We start from the raw sequence: 18361 nt of genomic DNA, 5'->3' as shown, positions 1-18361 counted from the left end.
GGAGCGAGGGCATGCCCGAGCAGACCGTGTTCTCCGTCGAGGACCTCACCGTCACCGTGGGCACCCGCCGCGGGCCGGCGCGCGCGGTGGCCGGGGTGTCCTGGCAGGTCCGGGCGGGGGAGACGTTCGCCCTGGTCGGTGAGTCGGGCAGCGGCAAGAGCATGACGCTGCTCGCGGCCACCGGGCTGGCGCCACGGGCGGCGCAGGTGACCGGCCGGGTGCGGCTGCTCGACACCGAGCTGAGCGCGCTGCCCGACGACCGGCGCCGCCGGCTGCGTGGCCGGCACGTGGGGTTCGTGTTCCAGGATCCGATGACGTCGCTGAACCCGGTGCTGCCGGTGGGCCGGCAGGTCACCGAGGCGGCGGAGGCGCACCTCGGGTTGACCCGCCGGGCCGCCCGCGACCGGGCGGTGGAGCTGCTCGACCTGGTCGGCATCCCGTCCGCCGCGCAGCGGGTCGACGCCTTCCCGCACCAGTTCTCCGGCGGCATGCGCCAGCGCGTCGTGATCGCGATGGCGTTGGCGTGCGAGCCGGACCTGCTGATCGCCGACGAGCCGACCACCGCGCTCGACGTCACCACCCAGGCGCAGATCGTCGAGCTGGTCGCCGACCTGCAACAGCGGCTCGGCACGGCGGTCGTCTGGGTCACCCACGACCTGGGTGTGGTCGCCGGCATCGCGGACACCGTCGCGGTGATGTACGGCGGCCGGATCGTCGAGCAGGGCCCGGTCGACGCGGTGTTCGACGCGCCGACGCACCCGTACACCCGGGCGCTGCTCGCGGCGCGGCCGGACCCGGCCCGCCGGGGTGAGGATCTGGTGGCGATCCCGGGCGCGCCGCCGAGCCCGCTCGACCTGCCGCCCGGCTGCGCGTTCTGGCCGCGCTGCCCGGTGCGGGCCGACCCCCGGTGCGAGCACGAGCTGCCCCCGCTGACGCCGGTGGGGGCCGGGCACACGGTCCGTACCTTCTACCCGGGAGGGACCCCATGACACGACCCGGGAGCGGCCCCGTGACGGCGGCGGACGTGGTCGCCGAGCTGGACGACCTGGCGGTGCACTTCCCGACCCCGGCCGGCGTGGTCCGCGCCGTCGACGGCGTCACCCTGGCGGTGCGCCGGGGCGAGACGCTCGGCCTGGTCGGCGAGTCGGGCAGCGGCAAGTCGACCGCCGGCCTGGCGCTGCTGCGGCTGGTCGACCCGACCGCCGGCCGGGTCCGGGTGGCCGGCGCGGACGTGACCAGCCTGTCCCGACGCCGGCTGCGCGGGATGCGCCGGCACGTGGCCATGGTGTTCCAGGACCCGCAGGCGTCCCTGGACCCGCGCCGCACGGTCGGTGACAGCATCGCCGAGCCGCTGCACGTGCACCGGCTGGCCGGTTCCGCCGCCGCCCGCCGGGACCGGGTGGCGGAGCTGCTGGACCTGGTCGGTCTGCGCGCCGACACCGCCGGCCGGCACCCGCACGAGCTGTCCGGCGGTCAGCGCCAGCGGGTGGGGGTGGCCCGGGCGCTGGCCGGCGAGCCGGATCTGATCGTCCTGGACGAGCCGATCGCCTCGCTGGACCTGAGCGTGCAGGCGCAGATCATGAACCTGCTCCGGCACCTGCAACGCGACCTGGGGCTGACCTACCTGTTCATCGCGCACGACCTGGCCGCGGTCGAGCACATGAGCGACCGGATCGCGGTGATGTACCTGGGCCGCATCGTGGAGACGGGCCCGCCGGAGCGGCTCTACCGGCGGCCGGCCCACCCCTACACGGCGGCGCTGTTGTCGGCGGTGCCGGTGGCCGACCCTCGCGTCGAGCGACAACGCCGCCGCACGGTGCTCTCCGGCGACATCCCGAGCCCGGTGGACCCGCCCAGCGGCTGCCGGTTCCGGACCCGCTGCCCGCAGGCCCGCGCCGAGTGCGCCGAGACCGACCCGGCGTTGGTCGAGGTCAGCCCCGACCAGCACGCCGCCTGCCTGTTCCCACTGGTCCGCGAGGCCGCCGACCCGGCGTAGGATCGACGGCGATGACCTTCACCACCCGCCCGACGCTGCGCGGCACGTTCGGCATGGTCTCCTCGACGCACTGGCTGGCCAGCCAGTCGGCGATGGGGGTGCTGGAGCGGGGCGGCAACGCCTTCGACGCCGCGGTCGCCGCCGGGTTCGTGCTGCACGTGGTCGAGCCGCACCTCAACGGTCCAGCGGGCGAGGTGCCCGCGATCCTGGCCACCGCCGGTGATCCCGCCCCCCGGGTGCTCTGCGGTCAGGGGCCGGCCCCGGCCGGCGCCACGATCGGGCACTTCCGGTCGCTCGGGCTGGACCTGGTGCCCGGCTCCGGCCCGCTGGCCGCGGTGGTGCCCGGCGCGGTGGACGCCTGGCTGCTGTTGCTGCGCGACCACGGCAGCCGGCCGCTCGACGAGGTGCTGGAGCCGGCGATCGGCTACGCCGCCGCCGGGCATCCGCTGGTCGGCGCCGCCGGGGAGACCGTGGCCCGGGTCCGGGCGCTGTTCGCCGAGCACTGGCCGACCTCCGCGCGGCTGTGGCTGCGCCACGGCCGCCCGCCCGCGCCGGGGGAGATGGTCACCAACCCGGCGTACGCCCGGACCCTGCGCCGCCTCGTCGACGCCGGTCGGGCGGCCGGCGCGGACCGGGTCGCGCAGATCGAGGCGGCCCGGCGGGCCTGGCGGGAGGGGTTCGTCGCCGAGGCGGTGGTGGAGTTCAGCCGCCGCCCGTTCCGGGACTCCAGCGGCCGGGACCACGCCGGGCTGCTCACCGCCGACGACCTGGCCGGCTGGTCCGCCGGCTGGGAGGCCCCGGTCACCGTCGTCTGGCACGGGCACACGGTGGCGAAGACGGGTTTCTGGGGTCAGGGCCCGGTGTTGCCGCAGACGCTGGCGATGCTCGACGCGCTCGACGATCCCCGGGTGCTCGATCCGTCCACCGTCGACGGCATCCACGCCCAGGCCGAGGCGCTGAAGCTGGCCTTCGCGGACCGGGAGGCGTGGTACGGCGACACCGACGTCCCGGGTGGGGCGCTGTTGTCACCGGAGTACGCGCGCGGTCGGGCCGCGCTGATCGGCGACCGCGCCTCGACGGAACTGCGTCCGGGCAGCCCGGCGGGCACCGCGCCCCGGCTCCCGGCGCACCTGCGCGCGCCCGCCGTCCGGCGGGGCGTCCCGCAGGACCCCACCACCGGCGAGCCCACGGTGCGCCCGGACGGGGTGACCCGCGGCGACACCTGCCACGTCGACGTCGTCGACCGGTGGGGCAACATCATTTCCGCCACCCCGAGCGGCGGCTGGTTGCAGAGTTCGCCCGCCATCCCGGAGTTGGGCTTCCCGCTCGGCAGCCGGTTGCAGATGTGCTGGTTGGAGGAGGGGCTGGCGTCGTCGCTGCGGCCGGGGCGCCGGCCGCGCACCACGTTGAGCCCGACGCTGGTGCTGCGCGACGGTGAGCCGGTGCTGGCCTGCGGCACGCCCGGCGGCGACCAGCAGGACCAGTGGCAGTTGCTGTTCCTGCTGCGTCACCTGGCCGGCGGGCAGGAGTTGCAGGCGGCGATCGACGCCCCGGCGTGGCACACCACCAGCCTGCCGGCCTCGTTCTATCCGCGCGAGGTCGAACCGGGCGTGCTGGTGGTGGAGGATCGTCTCGAACCTGACGTGCTGGCCGCGCTGCGGGCGAAGGGCCACACCGTCCGCCGCGCCGGCCCGTGGAGCCTGGGCCGCCTCTGCGCGGTGACCCGCGACCCGCGCACCGGCGTCCTGTCCGCCGCCGCCAACCCCCGGGGCGCCCAGGGCTACGCCACCGGCCGCTGACCCCGCCCCACCAGCACCGCGACCCGCCCGGCGAGCGTCGCGCTCAGCCGTCGATCCGGGTGATGTTGCGGATCTTGTTGGCGGCGTCCAGCGCCGCCACCTTGTATGCCTCGGCCAGCGTCGGGTAGTTGAACACGGCGTCGAGCAGGTAGTCGACGGTGCCGCCGCAGCCCATCACGGCCTGCCCGATGTGGATGATCTCGGTGGCCCCGGTGCCGAAGACGTGCACCCCGAGCAGGCGACCGTCCGCCGGCGAGACGAGCAGTTTCAACATCCCGTACGAGTCGCCGACGATCTGCCCCCGGGCCAGCTCGCGGTAGCGGGCGATGCCCACCTCGAACGGGGTGGAGCTGTCGGTCAGCTCGTCCTCGGTCCGCCCGACGAAGCTGATCTCCGGGATGGTGTAGATGCCGATCGGTTGCAGCTCCGGCATGGCCCGCGCCGGCTCCCCGCAGGCGTGCTGCGCGGCGAGGCGGCCCTGCTCCATCGAGGTGGAGGCCAGCGCCGGGAAGCCGATCACGTCGCCGACGGCGTAGATGTTGTCGACCGAGGTGCGGTAGTGGGCGTCGACGGCGATCCGGCCGCGGTGGTCGGCGGTGAGGCCGGCCGCCTCCAGCGCGAGGTCGTCGGTCTGGCCCTGCCGGCCGGCGGAGTACATCACCGTGTCGGCGACGATCTTCTTGCCGCTGCGCAGCACGCAGAGCGCGGCGGTGCGGTGCTTCTCCACGGCGGCCACCTCCTCGCCGAAGCGGAAGGTGACCGACAGGTCCCGCAGGTGGTACTTGAGGGATTCGACGATCTCCTCGTCGCAGAAGTCGAGCATCCGCTCGCGGCGCTCGACCACCGTCACCTTCGTGCCGAGCGCGGCGAACATGGAGGCGTACTCCATGCCGATCACGCCGGCGCCGACCACCACCATGCTGCGCGGCACGGCCTGGAGGTTGATGACGCCGTCGGAGTCGACGATGGTCCGTTCGTCGAAGTCGACGCTGTCCGGGCGGGCCGGCCGGGTGCCGGCGGCGATGACCGCCTTGTCGAAGCTGACCCGCTCTTCCCGGCCGGAGCCGGCGTCGACCCAGACGGCGTGGGCGTCGGCGAACCGTCCGGTGCCGGTGATCATCGCGATCCGGTTGCGGGCGAGCTGGTTGCGGATGACGTCGGTCTGCCGGGTGATCACGTGCTGGGTGCGGGCGGCCAGGTCGGCGACCGTGATGTCCTCCTTGACCCGGTAGCTGCTGCCGTAGAGGTCACGTTGGCTCAGCCCGGTCAGGTAGAGGACCGCCTCGCGTAGCGTCTTGGACGGCACGGTGCCGGTGTTGATGCACACGCCACCGAGCATGTCGCGGCGGTCGACGACGGCCACCCGCCGTCCCAGCTTCGCCGCGGCGATGGCCGCCTTCTGTCCACTCGGTCCGGAGCCCAGCACCAGCAGGTCGTAGTCATACACGTGGGCCAGCCTCGCAGCAAGCTCTCCCCGACGCCAGCCGTGGGGCCCCGCGGATCGCGCGGGGCCCCAGGATCTCAGCGGCCCTGCAGAGCGCGGACGTTGTCGCCGAACGTCCAGCCCTTTGACCCGTCCCAGTTGATCGACCAGGTCATCAGCCCCTTGAGGCCCGGCACGGAGTGCCATGCCTGGCCCACCGACGACGGGCTCAGGTGTCCGCCGCCCGCGCCGGGCTGCGCCGGCAGGCCGGGAACCTGCTTGTCGTAGGGGACGCGGATCGTGACGCCCTGGACGGTGAGTCCGTTGTTCAGGCACTGCGTCTGCGCCGTGAATCCCTGCACCGTGCCGGCCGGGTACGAGTCGCCGGCGCAGCCGTACATCGAGCCGTTGTAGTACTGCATGTTCAGCCACCAGAGCCGGCCGTTGTCCGCGTACTTCTTGACGATCGGCAGGTAGGCGCCCCAGATCGAGCCGTAGGTGACGCTGCCGCCGGTGACGTACGCGGTCTCCGGGGCCATGGTGAGCCCGAAGCCGGCCGGCATCCGGTCCAGCACCCCGTCGATGATCCGGATCAGGTTGGCCTGCGAGGGCGAGAGCTGGTTGATGGTGCCGCCGCCGGTCAGCCCGGTCTCGACGTCGATGTCGATGCCGTCGAAGTTGTGCCGTTTGAGGATCGGCACGACGGTGGCGACGAACCGGTCGGCGACGGCGGTGGAGCTGAGGTCGATGCCGGCGGCGGCGCCGCCGATGGAGAGCAGCACGGTCAGCCCGGCGGACTTGGCCTGGCACACCTGCGCCGGGGTGGGCACCCTGACGCCGGCGTCCATGCCGTCCTCCCAGAGCACGGTGCCGTCGGCGCGGATGACCGGGAAGGCGGCGGTGACGACGTTGTAGCCGTGGGCGGTGATCCGGGAGTCGGTGATCGGGATCCAGCCGAGTCCGGGGTGCACGCCGTTGGCCGCGCCGTCCCAGTTCTCCCAGTAGCCCTGGAGCACCTTGCCGGCGGGCCGGGACCTGAGCGCGCAGGTGTCGCCGCCGGGCGTGCTCGGGCTGGGCGTGGCGGTCGGGGTGGGGCCGGGCGTGCGGGTGGGGGAGGGGGTGGGTGTCGGCGAGGGCGGCCGGGTGGTCGGGCTCGGTGACGGGGTGCCGGTGGAGCAGGCGCCGAGGTCGGTCCAGAGCGCCGGCACGGCGGCCGGCGTCCAGCCGGCCCCGGGCGGCGGGGTGTGCGTCACCAGTGCCTGGTAGAGCCGGCCGGCGTAGCTGGCCCGGCTGCCGGCGGTCCAGGTGACGCCCTCGGCCCAGGCCGGTGCCTCGCAGGCCGCCAGCGCGGCGCGGGCGGTGGCCCCGCCGCCGGCGGCCGGAAGGGCCACGGCGACGGCGAGCATGGCGACGCCACCGAGCAGAGCGGTCATCGGACGTCCGAGTCGCATGACATTCCTCCTCGTCGATGGGGGCCCGCAGGCTATCAGTTAACTTTGTTAAATGTAAATGTCCAGTAGCCTGTGAGCACTTCGTTCAGAGCGTGAAAGTGCGGGAAGGACGGCGGCGGACGTGGACGCCAGACGCACCACGGTGCGCGACATGCGCCGGGCCAACCGGTCGGTCCTGCTCACCCGGATCTGGCTGGACGGGCCGCTCAGCCGGCACGAACTCGGCCAGTCCACCGCGCTGAGCCTGGCCAGCGTGAGCAACCTGGTCGGCGAGATGATCGCCGAGGGGCTGGTCGAGGAGGCCGGCTCGGTCGAGTCCGACGGGGGCCGCCCCCGAGTGCTGCTGCGCGTCGCGCCCGGCTACGGCTACCTGGTCGGCGCCGACGTGGGCGAGACCCGGGTGCAGGTCGAGCTGTTCGACCTGAGCATGACCGCGCTGGCCAAGGCGGAATACCCGATCGCCGCGGCCGAGCCCGACCCGGCGCGGGTCGCCGACCACCTCCGGCACGGCCTCGCCGCGGTGACCGAGCAGGCCGGCGTCGACCCGGCCGCGGTGCTCGGCTTCGGCGTCGCCGTCTCCGGCACGGTCGAGCACACCGCCGACGCGGTGGTGCACGCCCAGACCCTCGGCTGGGACGGCGTGCCGCTCGGCGCGATGCTGCGCGCCGGCACCGACGTCCCGGTGCACGTCGACAACGGCGCCAAGACGCTCGGGCAGGCCGAGATGTGGTTCGGCGCGGGTCGCGGCGTGCGGCACGCGGTGGTCGCCCTGGTCGGCTCCGGCGTGGGCGCCTGCGTGGTCGCCGGCGGCGTCGGCTACCGCGGCGCGCACAGCAGCGCCGGCGAGTGGGGCCACACCACGATCGTGTACGGCGGCCGGCGCTGCCGTTGCGGCAACCTCGGCTGCCTGGAGGCGTACGTCGGGGCGGAGGGGGTGCTGGACCGGTTCCGGCAGGCCAACCGGGGCCGCCCGGCGGCGGGTAGGGACGAGGAGACCGCGTTCGGCGAGCTGCTGCGCGCGACCGGCCGCACCGCCGCGAAGGTGATCGACGAGACGGTCGGCTACCTGGGCGCCGGGGTGGCGAACCTGGTGAACCTGTTCAACCCGGAGCGGGTGGTGCTCGGCGGCTGGGCCGGGCTGGCCCTGGGCGAGCGGCACCTGCCGGCGATCCGTGAGGCCACCGCGCGGCACGCGCTGCGCCAGCCGTACGCGCAGACCTCGATCGAGCTGTGCCGGCTCGGCCCGGACGCGGTCGCGATGGGCGCGGCCACCCTGCCGATGACCCGGCTGCTGCGCGACGGCGGCGTGCCCCGAGAACCGGCGGTCCGTCCCGCGCCCGCGCGCCGGCCGCGTGGTCGTTGACCAAGGGAACCGGCGGTCCGTCCCGCGCCCGCGCGTCGGCCGCGTGGTCGTTGACCAAGGGAACCGGCGGTCGTCCGCGCCCGCCGACGCGGATGAGCGGGATGTTTTTCCGCTCTTGTGTCAAGACCTGAAAAAACAGGGTGGCCGCCCGGGACGAGTCCCGCGCGGCCAACCCCGGTCGGCTCAGCGCTGCCCGCGTACCCGACGCACCGTGTCGCGATACCACAACGCGCTGCGCTTCGGGGTGCGGCGCTGCGAGTCGTAGTCCACCCGGACGATGCCGAACCGCTTGTCGTAGCCGTACGCCCACTCGAAGTTGTCCAGCAGCGACCACGCGAAGTAGCCGCGCACGTCCGCGCCGGCCGCCCGGGCCCGGGCCACCGCCCGCAGGTGCTCGGTCAGGTAGGCCACCCGGTCGTCGTCGGCCACGAACCCGTCGGCGTCCGGCCGGTCGTCGAACGCCGCGCCGTTCTCGGTGATCACCATGGGCACGCCCGGGTAGTCGCGGTGCAGCCGCACCAGCAGGTCGGTGAAGGACTCCGGCACGATCTCCCAGTCCATCGCGGTGCGCGGCAGGTCCCGGCGGACCACCCGGCGCACCGGCCGGCCGTCGTCGTCGCGCTCGCGGCCCTGCTCGTCCACCCCGGAGTGCACCTGCCCGAAGTAGTAGTTCACCCCGAGCACGTCGATCGGGGTGGCGATCACCTCCAGGTCACCGTCCTCGACCGGGATCCGCACCCCCTCGGCGGCCAGGTCCGCCACCACGTCCTGCGGGTACGCGCCGCGCAGCACCGGGTCCAGGTAGAGCCGGTTGCCCAGCCCGTCCGCGGCCCGCGCCGCGTCCCGGTCCGCCGCGCTGTCCGTGGCCGGGTCGGCGGTGGACAGGTTCACGGTCAGGCCCAGCTCGATCGGCGACCGCGCCGCCGCCCGCAGTCGCTGGGTGGCCAGGCCGTGTCCGAGCAGCAGGTGGTGCGCGGCGGCAATGCCGTCGCCTAGGTCGCGCCGGCCCGGGGCGTGGTCGCCGTAGGCGTAGCCGAGCATCGCCGAGCACCACGGCTCGTTGAGCGTGGTCCAGGTGCGCACCCGGTCGCCGAGCGCGGCGAAGACCAGCTCCGCGTAGTCGGCGAAGCGGTACGCGGTGTCCCGGTTCGGCCAGCCGCCCGCGTCCTCCAGCTCCTGCGGCAGGTCCCAGTGGTAGAGCGTCACCCACGGGTCGACGCCGCGGCCCAGCAGCTCGTCCACCAGCCGGTCGTAGAAGGCCAGCCCGGCGGCGTTGGCCGGACCGCGCCCGCCCGGCTGCACCCGCGGCCACGCCACCGAGAACCGGTAGGTGTCCAACCCCAGGTCGGCGATGAGCGCCACGTCCTGCGGCATCCGGTGGTAGTGGTCGCAGGCCACGTCGCCGTGGTCGCCGTTCGCCACCGCCCCCGGGACCCGGCAGAAGGTGTCCCAGATGGACGGGGTGCGGCCGTCGGCAGCCACCGCGCCCTCGATCTGGTACGACGACGTCGCCACCCCCCACCGGAAGCTCGGCGGCAGCGTGTCGATCGGGTCGGCCTGATCGACGCCGGGGCGGTTGAGGTCGGTGTCCATGGTTCTCCTCGCGGTAGCGGTGGGCTCGGACTTCTCAGCGGGGCAGGGGCGTGACGGCCGGGTGCAGCCAGCACGCCACGGCCCGCGTCGGATCGTCGACGCCGGGCGGACCCAGCACCGGCACCCGCTCGTCGCACGGCTCGAACGCCTTCGGGCAGCGCGGGTGGAACGCGCAGCCGGCCGGCATGGCGCGCAGGTCCGGCGGCGAGCCGGGAATACCGGCCAGCTCGCGGCGCGGCCCGTGCAGCGCCGGGAACGAGTGCAGCAACCCCTCGGTGTACGGGTGCAGCGGCTCGGCGTACAGCCGGGCGGCGGGGGCCTCCTCGACGATCCGGCCGCCGTACATGATGGCGATCCGGTCGGAGAACTCCACCAGCAGCGACAGGTCGTGAGTGATGAACAGCACCGCGAAGCCCAGCCGTTCGCGCAGCTCGGCGAGCTGGCCGAGGAACTGCCGCTGCATCACCACGTCGAGTGCGGTGGTCGGCTCGTCCATGATGACCACCTGCGGCTCCAGCGCCAGCGCCATGGCGATCATGACCCGTTGCCGCATGCCGCCGGAGAGCTGGTGCGGATAGCTGTCCAACCGGTCGGCGGCGATGCCGACCAGCCGCAGCAGGTCCTTCGCGCGTGCCAGCCGGCCGGCCGCCGTGCTGCTCGGCTCGTGCGCTCGGATCACGTCGAGGAGCTGGGTGGACACCTTGTGCACCGGGTTGAGCGAGTTCATCGCCCCCTGGAACACGATCGACGTCTGCGCCCAGCGGAACTCGCGCAGCCGGGCCGGGCTGAGCGTCAGCACGTCCACCGGCGGGCCGTCGGCCGGGTGGTAGATCACCTGGCCGCCGCTGACCACGCCCGGCGGCGGCAGCAGCCGGGTCAGCCCGTACGCCAGGGTGGACTTGCCGCTGCCGCTCTCCCCGGCCAGTCCGAGCACCTCGCCGCGGTGCAGCGTCAGGTCGACGTCGCGGACCGCGCGCACCGCGTCCGCGCCGATGCCGTAGTCGACGCACAGCCCACGGACCTCCAGCACCTTGCCGTTCATGGGGTGACGTCCTTCCGGGTGTCCTGCATCTCGACGGGGGCCGCCTTCGGGGCCAGCACCGGGGTGAAACCGACCCGCATCCGGACCGTGCGGCCGTCGGCGGTGCGGATCCGGGTCCGGCCACCGGTGCGCAGGCGCGGACTGACGAACTCGTCGATGCCGAAGTTGATCAGCGCGAGCGCGGTGCCGAGCAGCGCGATGGCCAGCCCGGCCGGCACGAACCACCACCACGCGCCCTGGGCGAGCGCCTGCTGGCCCTGCGCCCAGAACAGGATGGTGCCCCAGTTCCAGGAGCTGACCGAGGAGATGCCGATGAACGCCAGGGTGATCTCCGACATCACCGCGAAGATCACCGTGCCGACGAAGCCGGACGCGATGATCGCGGTCAGGTTCGGCAGGATCTCGAACCCGATGACCCGCCAGGTCCGCTCGCCGGTGGCCCGGGCCGCCTCGACGTAGTCGCGGCGGCGCAACGACAGCGTCTGGGCGCGCAGCACCCGGGCCCCCCACGCCCACGAGGTGAGCCCGATGATCAACGCGACCAGCAGCTCACCGGCCTGGTCGACGAGCGACGCCACGATGATGATCAACGGCAGGGCGGGGATCACCAGGAACACGTTGGACAGCGCCGACAGGCCCTCGTCGGCCGCGCCACCCAGGTAGCCGGCGGTCACGCCGATCAGGATGGACAGGATGGTGGCCAGCACGCCGGCGATCAGCCCCACCACCATCACGCTGCGCGCGCCGACCAGGATCTGGCTGAAGATGTCCTGCCCGAGGTGGGTGGTGCCGAACCAGTGCCGGGTCGACGGCGCCTGGAGCACGTCGACGCCGCGCGCGTCCGGGTCGTACGGCGCGATCCACGGCCCGATCACCGCCAGCAGCGCGTACCCCCCGAGGATGGTCAGGCCGGTGGCGGCCTTGGCGTTCGCGACGAAGCGGAACCGGCGGCGTCGGGCCCGGACCGACGGTTGGGCCACCGCCCCCTGGCCGGGGGTGACCTGGTCGATGCTGGACGGGGAAAGTGTCATCGCTCAGCTCTTTCGGGTCCGCGGGTCGAGGAGCAGGTAGGCGACGTCGGCCAGCAGGTTCGCCACCAGCACCGAGATCGTGATGATCAGGAAGATGCCCTGCATCAGCGGGTAGTCCTTGTAGCCGACGGCCTGGAAGAGCTGGAATCCCAGGCCCGGGTACGAGAAGACGATCTCCACGAGCAGTGTGCCGCCGACGATGAGGCCCAGCGACAGCGCGAAACCGGAGACGTTGGGCAGCAGCGCGTTGCGGGCGGCGTAACTCAGCGCCACCCGCCGTTCGGAGAGCCCCTTGGCGTGCGCGACGGTGATGTAGTCCTCGCTGGCGACGGTGACCATCATGTTGCGCATGCTGAGGATCCAGCCGCTCATCGAGGAGACCAGGATGGTCGCCGCGGGCAGCAGGCTGTGCTGGATCGCGCTCGGGATGAAATAGGCGTCGAACGCCGGCACCAGCCCCGGCTCGTAGCCGCCGGAGGAGGGGAAGAAGCTGCCCGGGCCGGCGAACAACGCGATCGCCACCAGCCCCAGCCAGAAATAGGGGATCGAGGAGAGGAACGTGGTGGCCGGCAGCAGCCCGTCGATCCACGAGCCACGTCGCCAGCCGGCGCCCACGCCGAGCGCGGTGCCGAGCAGGAAACTGACGATCGTGGTGACACCGACCAGGCCGACGGTCCAGGGCAGGCTGTTCCCGATCACCTCGGAGACCGGCGCCGGGAAGAACGTGAACGACAACCCCAGGTCGCCGTGCAGGAGTTGCCCCCAGTAGGCGACGTACTGCTGCCACAGGTTGCGGTCGGAGTCGAGCCCGAACAGCACCCGAAGCGACGCGATCGAGTCGGCGCTGATCCGGCCCTGGTTGCGGGAGATCAGCGACTGCACCGGGTCGCCCGGCACCATCCGGGGGATGAAGAAGTTGAGGGTGATCGCCGCCCACGCGGTGAACAGGTAGAACGCCACCCGTTGCAGCAGGAACCTCATCGGGTCGCCTCCTGCCCGGCGATGGCGCCGGCCGTCGGGGTCGCCGCGGCGGTTCCGGTCTTCCCGGCCGCGACGGTGGCCGGGTCGTAGAGCCAGCACGCCGCCCAGTGCCCCGGCCGGTCGTCCACCGGGATCGGCGGCGGCAGCTCGCTCGCGCACCGCGCCATGGCGTGCGGGCAGCGCGGGTGGAACCGGCAGCCGGCGGGCGGGTGGATCAGGCTCGGCGGTTCCCCGTGGCCCCGCTCGGCGGTCGCGTCGGTCTCGGCGCCCGCGCCGGTGATCCGTTGCGGGTCCGGCGCCGAGTCGGTCAACAACCGGGTGTACGGGTGGGCCGGCCGCTGGGTGACCGTCTCGCTGTCGCCGCCCTCGACCATCCGTCCCGCGTACATGACGATCGTCTCGTCGGCGAAGTAGCGGGCCGAGGCGATGTCGTGGGTGATGTAGAGGATGGCCAGGTCGAACCGGTCCTTGAGGTCCTGCAGCAGGTTGAGCACGCCGAGGCGGATCGAGACGTCGAGCATCGACACCGGCTCGTCGGCCAGCAGCACCTCGGGGTCGGTGCCGAGCGCCCGCGCGATTGCGACACGCTGTCGTTGGCCGCCGGACAGTTCGTGCGGGAACGCGTCCAGATAGCGCTCCGGCGGCGTGAGGCTGACCCGGGTGAGCAGGTCGGCCAGCGCCTTCTCCAGCCCGTCCGGGCCGGCGGCGGCGGTGCCGTGGATGCGCAACGACCGGGTCAGGTGGTAGCGGACCGTGTGCACCGGGTTCAGCGAGGCGAACGGGTCCTGGAGGATCAGCTGCACCCGACGCACGTACGCCCGGAACCGGCGCCCGCCGCGCACCCGGGTCGAGACGCCGTGCAGCCGGATGTCCCCGCCGGTGCGTGGGTAGAGCTGGGCCAGCAGCCGGGCCACCGTGGACTTGCCGGAGCCGGACTCGCCGACCAGCGCGGTCACCCGGCCTCGGCGCAGCGCGATCGAGACGTCGTCGACGGCGTGCACCACCGCCGGGGTGCGGGAGATGAGGTCGCGCAGCCGCCGGCGGACCGGGAAGTGCTTGGTCAGGCCGACGGCCTCCAGCACCACCTCGTCGGCCGGCGCCGGGGCGCTCTCGGTCGTCGTCATGCCGAATTCCTGTCTGGGGTTGCCGGGTCGGGGTCGGGGACCGCGGCCCCGACCGGCGGGCGGGCCGGTCGGGGCCGCGGCGCCGGGTCAGCCGGCGGTCGGCTTGAGGTGCAGCACCACGTCCAGCGCGTTGGGCTGGGTGGGCTGGAGCGCGCCGTACGGGTTCGAGTCGTCCGGCCAGCCGGTCCAGTTCTTCGCGCTGTACGCGCCGCCGATGTTGTCCGCGCCGACCGGGATCATCGGCGTCTGCTCGACGAAGATCTTTTGCAGCGTGGCCATGGCGGTGGTGCGGGTGGCGTCGTCGGTCGCGTTGGCGTACGAGACCAGGGCGTCGGTCGCCGCCTTGTCCTTGAAGCGGCCGAAGTTGCCGGCCGGCGACGCGGTGCCGATCGGCTTGAGCACCCGACCGTCCATGATCGTCCGGTAGATGTCGTACGGCGTGGCGCCGCTCTCGGTCCAGCGGAACGTCGCCTCGAAGTTGCCCTGCTCCACGTTGCGGAACCAGGCGTCCTGGTTGGCCTTGTCGATGGTCGCCGCGATGCCGATCTTCGACAGGTTGTCCTTCACGATCTCCAGGCTGGTCTGGTAGTCGGACCAGCCGGCCGGGTCGGTCAGCTTGATCGTGACCGGCTTGCCGGTCTTGTCCTTGAGCGTGCTGCCGTCGAGCTGGTAGCCGGCGCCGGTGAGCAGCGCCTTGGCGCCGTCGACGTCGACCTTGTGCTCCTGCCCCTGGTATTCGGGCGCGATGAACGAGTCACCGGCCGGGCTGGGCAGGCCGGTCACGCTCTTGACCTCGGGGTGGAAGTAGCCGGCCTCGGCGGTGGTGAAGATGTCCGCCCGGTCGACGACCATGTTCATCGCCTTGCGCAGCGTCGGGTCGTCGAACGGCTTCTTCGTGGTGTTCAGGTAGAGGCCGTGGATGCCCAGCACCGGCGGGGCCCACACCTTGTGGTTCTTCTGGTCCTTGGCCACGAAGACGGCCTGGTAGTTGGGGATGAAGACGAAGCTCCACTCCGACTCGCCGTTGGCCAGCGCCGTGGTCTGCGCGCTGTTGTCGGTGTACGAGGTGAAGCGCAGCTCCTTGACCTTCGGCGCGTCCTGCCAGTAGCCGCTGTCGCGCACGGTGAGCGTGGTGGTGGCCGGGGTGAACGACTTGAGCGTGTAGGGGCCGCTGCCGACCGGCTGCTTCACCGGGTCGGTGGTCGGGTCGGCGATCTTCTCCCAGAGGTGCTTCGGCACGATCGGCACCCGCCACAGCACCTTCTGCTGGTTGACGAACTGCGGGCTGGACATGGTGATGGTGACGTCGTTGCCGCTCGCGGTCGCGTCGGTGTACGGCACGCCCTGGTCGTTGAGCGCCGGGAACTTCTTCACCAGGTTGTAGGTGAACGCGACGTCCTCGGCGGTGACCTTCTGCCCGTCGGACCAGGTGGCGTTGTCGCGGATGGTCACCTTGACCGACGTGTAGTCCGCCGACCACTCGGCCTTGGTGGCCAGCCAGGGCTTGAACGGCTCGGCCGGCTTGACCGGGTTCCACATCATCAGCGGCTCGTAGATCTGCCACCGGTAGCCCAGCGACGCGGCGGCCGAGGTGGTGAGGAACGGGTTGTTGTTCTCCGCCTGCGGGCCGTTGGGCATGCCGACGTTCAGCACGGTCGCGGCCTGGCCGCTCTTCTTGTTCGCGTTCGGGCTGTCGCCGCAGCCGGCGACCGTGGTGGTGACCATCGCGCCGGCCAGCGCGACGGCGAGCAGGTGCCGTCTTCTCATGGAGGTCTCCCTCGGTGGTCCCGCATGTCCTCGGCGGGATGTGGTGGATGGAGGGTGTGCGGTGGTGCCACCGGTGGGCTGGCTGCCCGCCGGTGTGGTCGCCGGGTGCGGCGGGTGACGCTCAGGTGACGCGGGTGGAGGCGCGGGTGGCGAAGCCGGTCGGGATGACGGTCGGGGTGTCGGTCAGCGGTGTGCCGGTGAGGTGGGCGACGAGAAGCCGGGCCGCCGCCGTGCCCATCTCGCGCAGCGGCTGGCGTACCGAACTCAACGGCGGGTGGGTGTGCCCGGCCAGCGGCAGGTCGTCGAAACCGACCACCGCCACGTCCTGCGGGACGCGCCGGCCGGCGTCGCGCAGCGCCTGCAGCGCGCCGGCGGCGGAGAGGTCGTTGTGTGCGAAGACCGCGTCGAACGCCACGCCCTCGGCGAGCAGCCGGAGCACCGCCGCGCGCCCGCACTCGAAGGTGAAGTCACCCTCCACCACCCGCTGCGCCGCGATGGGTACGCCGGCGGCGGCGTAGCCACCGGCGAAGCCGGCGAGCCGCTCCCGGGTGCAGCCGAACCGGCGCAGGCCGGTGATGACCAGCGGCCGGCGCCGGCCGAGGGACAGCAGGTGCGCGGCGGCGGCCCGCGCGCCGTCCTCGTTCGTGGTCCGCACCGACGGGAAGCCGGGCTGGTGACCGCGATCGTCGATGAGCACGACCGGTAGGCCGCGGCGGTGCAGCCCGGTGATGTAGTCCAGGGTGCCCTCGGGCTCGACGACGAGCAGGCCGTCGAAGGCGTTGGCGGACACCTGGGAGGCGAAGCGCCGCATCGACTCGTCGCCGTGGGTGCAGGTGAACAGCAGCATGCCGTAGCCCTCGGCCTCGACCGCGTCGGCGGCGCCCTGGAGCACCTCGCCCATCCAGGGCCAGGTCAGGGCCGGCACCAGCATGCCGACCACCCGGGTGCGCCCGCGGGCCAGCCCGACCGCGCGGGCGCTCGGCACGTAGCCGAGGTCGCTGATCACCGCGCGGACCCGGTCGGCGGTGCGGATGTGCACCTCGCCCTTGCCGTTGAGTACGCGCGAGACGGTCGTCTTGCTCACCCCGGCCCGGGTGGCGACGTCGGCGATGGTGATCGGCACGTGACGCTCCCGGGTCGCAGGGATGAGGGGGATGTTTCGGAACCGGTTGCGGTAGCGGTTCCGTGGCAGTCAACCGAAGTGGCACCGGTCACGTCAATAACGGGCCGGTAACAAAACACGGCTAATTTCGACGCCTGAAAAAAGCGGCGGGGCAGCGGATGTGCGGATCAAGGGGGTGAGCAGGATCTATGCGATGGTCGGCGGTCAATCCGATGTGGACGGTCAATGGCTCCGCGCGTACACGTCGCCGGCGTTCGTCGCGTGCGGCAGCGCGTCCAGGTACGCCGCCACCTCCGCGGCCGACCGCCAGCCCGGGAGGGCGAACGTCATCTCGTCGCCGAGCGCCACGGTGAACGCGGTGAAGCCGAGCGCGGCCAGCCGGTCCAGGCAGCGTCCGGCCAGGTCCCGGGCGATCGTGGTGAACTCGAACGACAGCGCCGGCAGCGGGCGGCTCAACCCGGCCAGCACCGCGTCCTCGAAACCCTCCACGTCGATCTTCACGAACGCCGGCACGCCGTGCTCGGCGATCAGCCGGTCCAGTGTGGTGCCGGCCACCTCGATCTCGTCGTCCCAGGTCTCCCGCTCCCAGCCGGCCGCGTGCCCGGCGGCCCGGACGAAGCTGCGGGAGGCGGTGGAGACGGTCGGGTTGGCGGAGTTCACGTGCAGCCGGACCGGTCCGGCCGCGCGTCCGCACGCCGCCTGCACCACCGTCACCGCGTCGTCGCCGGCGTGCAGGGCGCGCAACACCCGGACGCAGGGCGGTTGCGGTTCCACCGCCACCACCCGGGCGCCGAGCCGGCGGAAACTGGCCAGCCGGTCGCCCACGTGCGCGCCGACGTCGAGCACCAGGTCGCCGGCGCGGACCAGGGGCGCGTAGAACGCGTCGAGCGCCGCCTCGCGCGCCGGGTCACCGTGGTAGAAGTTCAGCGACCGGCGCAGGCCGGCCAGCGCCGGATCCGCCTTGAGCGCCTCGATCACCCTGTCCCGGCTGCCCACTCCACCGACGGTAGCCATCCTCGGTCGGGCGCGTGCCGCATCCGCGTCTTCCCGGCCAGCTCCCTACCCTCCTAGGATGCTTAAGCGGAAGTGGCCGGGCCGACATATGCGCGAGCAGGAAGGGTCGCCGCCGCGGAACCGGAGTCCGCAGCGGCGACCCTTCCTCGAATGGCTGCGTCAGCTCGACAGGCGTCACGAGAGGGCGCCGCCGGGCGGCGCGATCAGGGGGTCTCGACGACCTGCTGACCCAGCGGCCAGAGCGCGGCCGGGACCAGCTTGAAGTTGGCCACCCCGAACGGGATGCCGATGATCGTCACACACAGGGTGACCCCGGCGAGGATGTGCGAGAGGGCCAGCCACCAGCCGGCCAGCACCACCCAGAGCACGTTCGCCAGCCCGGACGGCACCCCGGCGCCCGGCTTCGGCACCAGCGTGCGGCCGAACGGCCACAGCGCGTACGAGGCGAGGCGCAGCGAGGCGACGCCGAACGGGATGGTGACGACGAGGAGGAAGCAGACCAGGGCGGCCACGCCGTAGCCCAGGGCCAGGACGAGACCACCGCCGAAGACGAGCCACAACACGTTCAGCAGGAAGCGGATCACCACTCCATGGTGCCCGCCGCCGGCAACTGGCCGACCGGCACCGGCGGTCGGGTCTACCGTCGAGGTCACG

The 18361-nt window shown here is 73.0% G+C and carries 15 protein-coding genes; 4 read left to right on the top strand and 11 right to left on the bottom strand.

The genetic code is table 11. The features are described from left to right. Positions 1-11: 11 nt before the first annotated feature. Genes AB0H28_RS24120 through AB0H28_RS24110 form a run of 3 tightly spaced genes read left to right on the top strand, consistent with a single transcriptional unit; the run spans position 12 to position 3795 of the window. Complete coding sequence (locus tag AB0H28_RS24120; protein ID WP_358044403.1) at positions 12-989, top strand: ABC transporter ATP-binding protein; 978 nt, start codon at positions 12-14, stop codon at positions 987-989. Positions 990-1009: 20 nt separating this feature from the next. Then, the gene (locus AB0H28_RS24115; RefSeq protein WP_358044278.1) at positions 1010-1996 is read left to right on the top strand and encodes an ABC transporter ATP-binding protein; all 987 of its coding nucleotides are present in this window, start codon (positions 1010-1012) and stop codon (positions 1994-1996) included. Positions 1997-2007: 11 nt separating this feature from the next. Further along, positions 2008-3795: a gamma-glutamyltransferase family protein gene (locus AB0H28_RS24110; protein WP_358044275.1), complete on the top strand. Its 1788-nt coding sequence runs from the start codon at positions 2008-2010 to the stop codon at positions 3793-3795. 43 nt (positions 3796-3838) lie between these two features. Here the strand turns inward: AB0H28_RS24110 and sthA are convergent, their stop codons facing one another. Further along, a complete protein-coding gene (sthA, locus tag AB0H28_RS24105; RefSeq protein ID WP_358044272.1) occupies positions 3839-5242 on the bottom strand; it encodes a Si-specific NAD(P)(+) transhydrogenase in 1404 nt (467 codons plus the stop codon). Positions 5243-5316: 74 nt separating this feature from the next. Further along, positions 5317-6669 carry a glycosyl hydrolase family 18 protein gene (locus tag AB0H28_RS24100; RefSeq protein ID WP_358044269.1) on the bottom strand — a complete coding sequence of 451 codons (1353 nt, stop codon included), beginning with the start codon at positions 6667-6669 and terminating at the stop codon, positions 5317-5319. 121 nt (positions 6670-6790) lie between these two features. Here AB0H28_RS24100 and AB0H28_RS24095 point away from each other — a divergent pair, with 121 nt between their 5' ends. Beyond that, positions 6791-8032: an ROK family transcriptional regulator gene (locus tag AB0H28_RS24095; RefSeq protein WP_358044267.1), complete on the top strand. Its 1242-nt coding sequence runs from the start codon at positions 6791-6793 to the stop codon at positions 8030-8032. Between the two features lie 183 nt (positions 8033-8215). Here AB0H28_RS24095 and AB0H28_RS24090 read toward each other — a convergent pair whose 3' ends face one another. The 9 genes from AB0H28_RS24090 to AB0H28_RS24050 form a co-directional block, all read right to left on the bottom strand. Further along, complete coding sequence (locus AB0H28_RS24090) at positions 8216-9625, bottom strand: GH1 family beta-glucosidase (protein WP_358044264.1); 1410 nt, start codon at positions 9623-9625, stop codon at positions 8216-8218. 34 nt (positions 9626-9659) lie between these two features. After that, positions 9660-10667, bottom strand: a complete 1008-nt coding sequence (locus AB0H28_RS24085; RefSeq protein ID WP_358044261.1) for an ABC transporter ATP-binding protein — start codon at positions 10665-10667, stop codon at positions 9660-9662. Beyond that, a complete protein-coding gene (locus AB0H28_RS24080) occupies positions 10664-11698 on the bottom strand; it encodes an ABC transporter permease (RefSeq protein ID WP_358044258.1) in 1035 nt (344 codons plus the stop codon). Before AB0H28_RS24080 ends, AB0H28_RS24085 begins: the two co-directional genes overlap by 4 nt. 3 nt (positions 11699-11701) lie before the next feature. Next, positions 11702-12679, bottom strand: coding sequence for an ABC transporter permease (locus AB0H28_RS24075; protein WP_358044256.1), 978 nt, complete (start codon positions 12677-12679; stop codon positions 11702-11704). Continuing rightward, positions 12676-13803, bottom strand: coding sequence for an ABC transporter ATP-binding protein (locus AB0H28_RS24070; RefSeq protein ID WP_358044253.1), 1128 nt, complete (start codon positions 13801-13803; stop codon positions 12676-12678). The genes AB0H28_RS24075 and AB0H28_RS24070 overlap by 4 nt, the downstream gene beginning before the upstream one ends. Before the next feature lie 87 nt (positions 13804-13890). Then, the gene (locus AB0H28_RS24065) at positions 13891-15570 is read right to left on the bottom strand and encodes an ABC transporter substrate-binding protein (protein ID WP_358044250.1); all 1680 of its coding nucleotides are present in this window, start codon (positions 15568-15570) and stop codon (positions 13891-13893) included. Between the two features lie 121 nt (positions 15571-15691). Continuing rightward, complete coding sequence (locus tag AB0H28_RS24060; protein WP_358044247.1) at positions 15692-16693, bottom strand: LacI family DNA-binding transcriptional regulator; 1002 nt, start codon at positions 16691-16693, stop codon at positions 15692-15694. 222 nt (positions 16694-16915) lie between these two features. Continuing rightward, positions 16916-17689 carry an FkbM family methyltransferase gene (locus AB0H28_RS24055; RefSeq protein WP_358044244.1) on the bottom strand — a complete coding sequence of 258 codons (774 nt, stop codon included), beginning with the start codon at positions 17687-17689 and terminating at the stop codon, positions 16916-16918. 221 nt (positions 17690-17910) lie between these two features. Further along, a complete protein-coding gene (locus tag AB0H28_RS24050) occupies positions 17911-18291 on the bottom strand; it encodes a YccF domain-containing protein (RefSeq protein WP_358044242.1) in 381 nt (126 codons plus the stop codon). Positions 18292-18361: the final 70 nt, after the last annotated feature.

Source organism: Micromonospora sp. NPDC050980 (assembly GCF_040653835.1).
Lineage (GTDB): Bacteria > Actinomycetota > Actinomycetes > Mycobacteriales > Micromonosporaceae > Micromonospora.
Note: the sequence above shows the minus strand (reverse complement) of the source record. Positions and strands in the feature narration are given on the sequence as shown.

Excerpts from the sequence above, each read along its gene's own strand:
- AB0H28_RS24120 (WP_358044403.1), top strand. The coding sequence starts at position 12 with ATGCCCGAGCAGACCGTGTTCTCCGTCGAGGACCTCACCGTCACCGTG.
- AB0H28_RS24110 (WP_358044275.1), top strand. The coding sequence starts at position 2,008 with ATGACCTTCACCACCCGCCCGACGCTGCGCGGCACGTTCGGCATGGTC.
- AB0H28_RS24100 (WP_358044269.1), bottom strand. The coding sequence starts at position 6,669 with ATGCGACTCGGACGTCCGATGACCGCTCTGCTCGGTGGCGTCGCCATG.
- AB0H28_RS24090 (WP_358044264.1), bottom strand. The coding sequence starts at position 9,625 with ATGGACACCGACCTCAACCGCCCCGGCGTCGATCAGGCCGACCCGATC.
- AB0H28_RS24085 (WP_358044261.1), bottom strand. The coding sequence starts at position 10,667 with ATGAACGGCAAGGTGCTGGAGGTCCGTGGGCTGTGCGTCGACTACGGC.
- AB0H28_RS24080 (WP_358044258.1), bottom strand. The coding sequence starts at position 11,698 with ATGACACTTTCCCCGTCCAGCATCGACCAGGTCACCCCCGGCCAGGGG.
- AB0H28_RS24075 (WP_358044256.1), bottom strand. The coding sequence starts at position 12,679 with ATGAGGTTCCTGCTGCAACGGGTGGCGTTCTACCTGTTCACCGCGTGG.
- AB0H28_RS24070 (WP_358044253.1), bottom strand. The coding sequence starts at position 13,803 with ATGACGACGACCGAGAGCGCCCCGGCGCCGGCCGACGAGGTGGTGCTG.
- AB0H28_RS24065 (WP_358044250.1), bottom strand. The coding sequence starts at position 15,570 with ATGAGAAGACGGCACCTGCTCGCCGTCGCGCTGGCCGGCGCGATGGTC.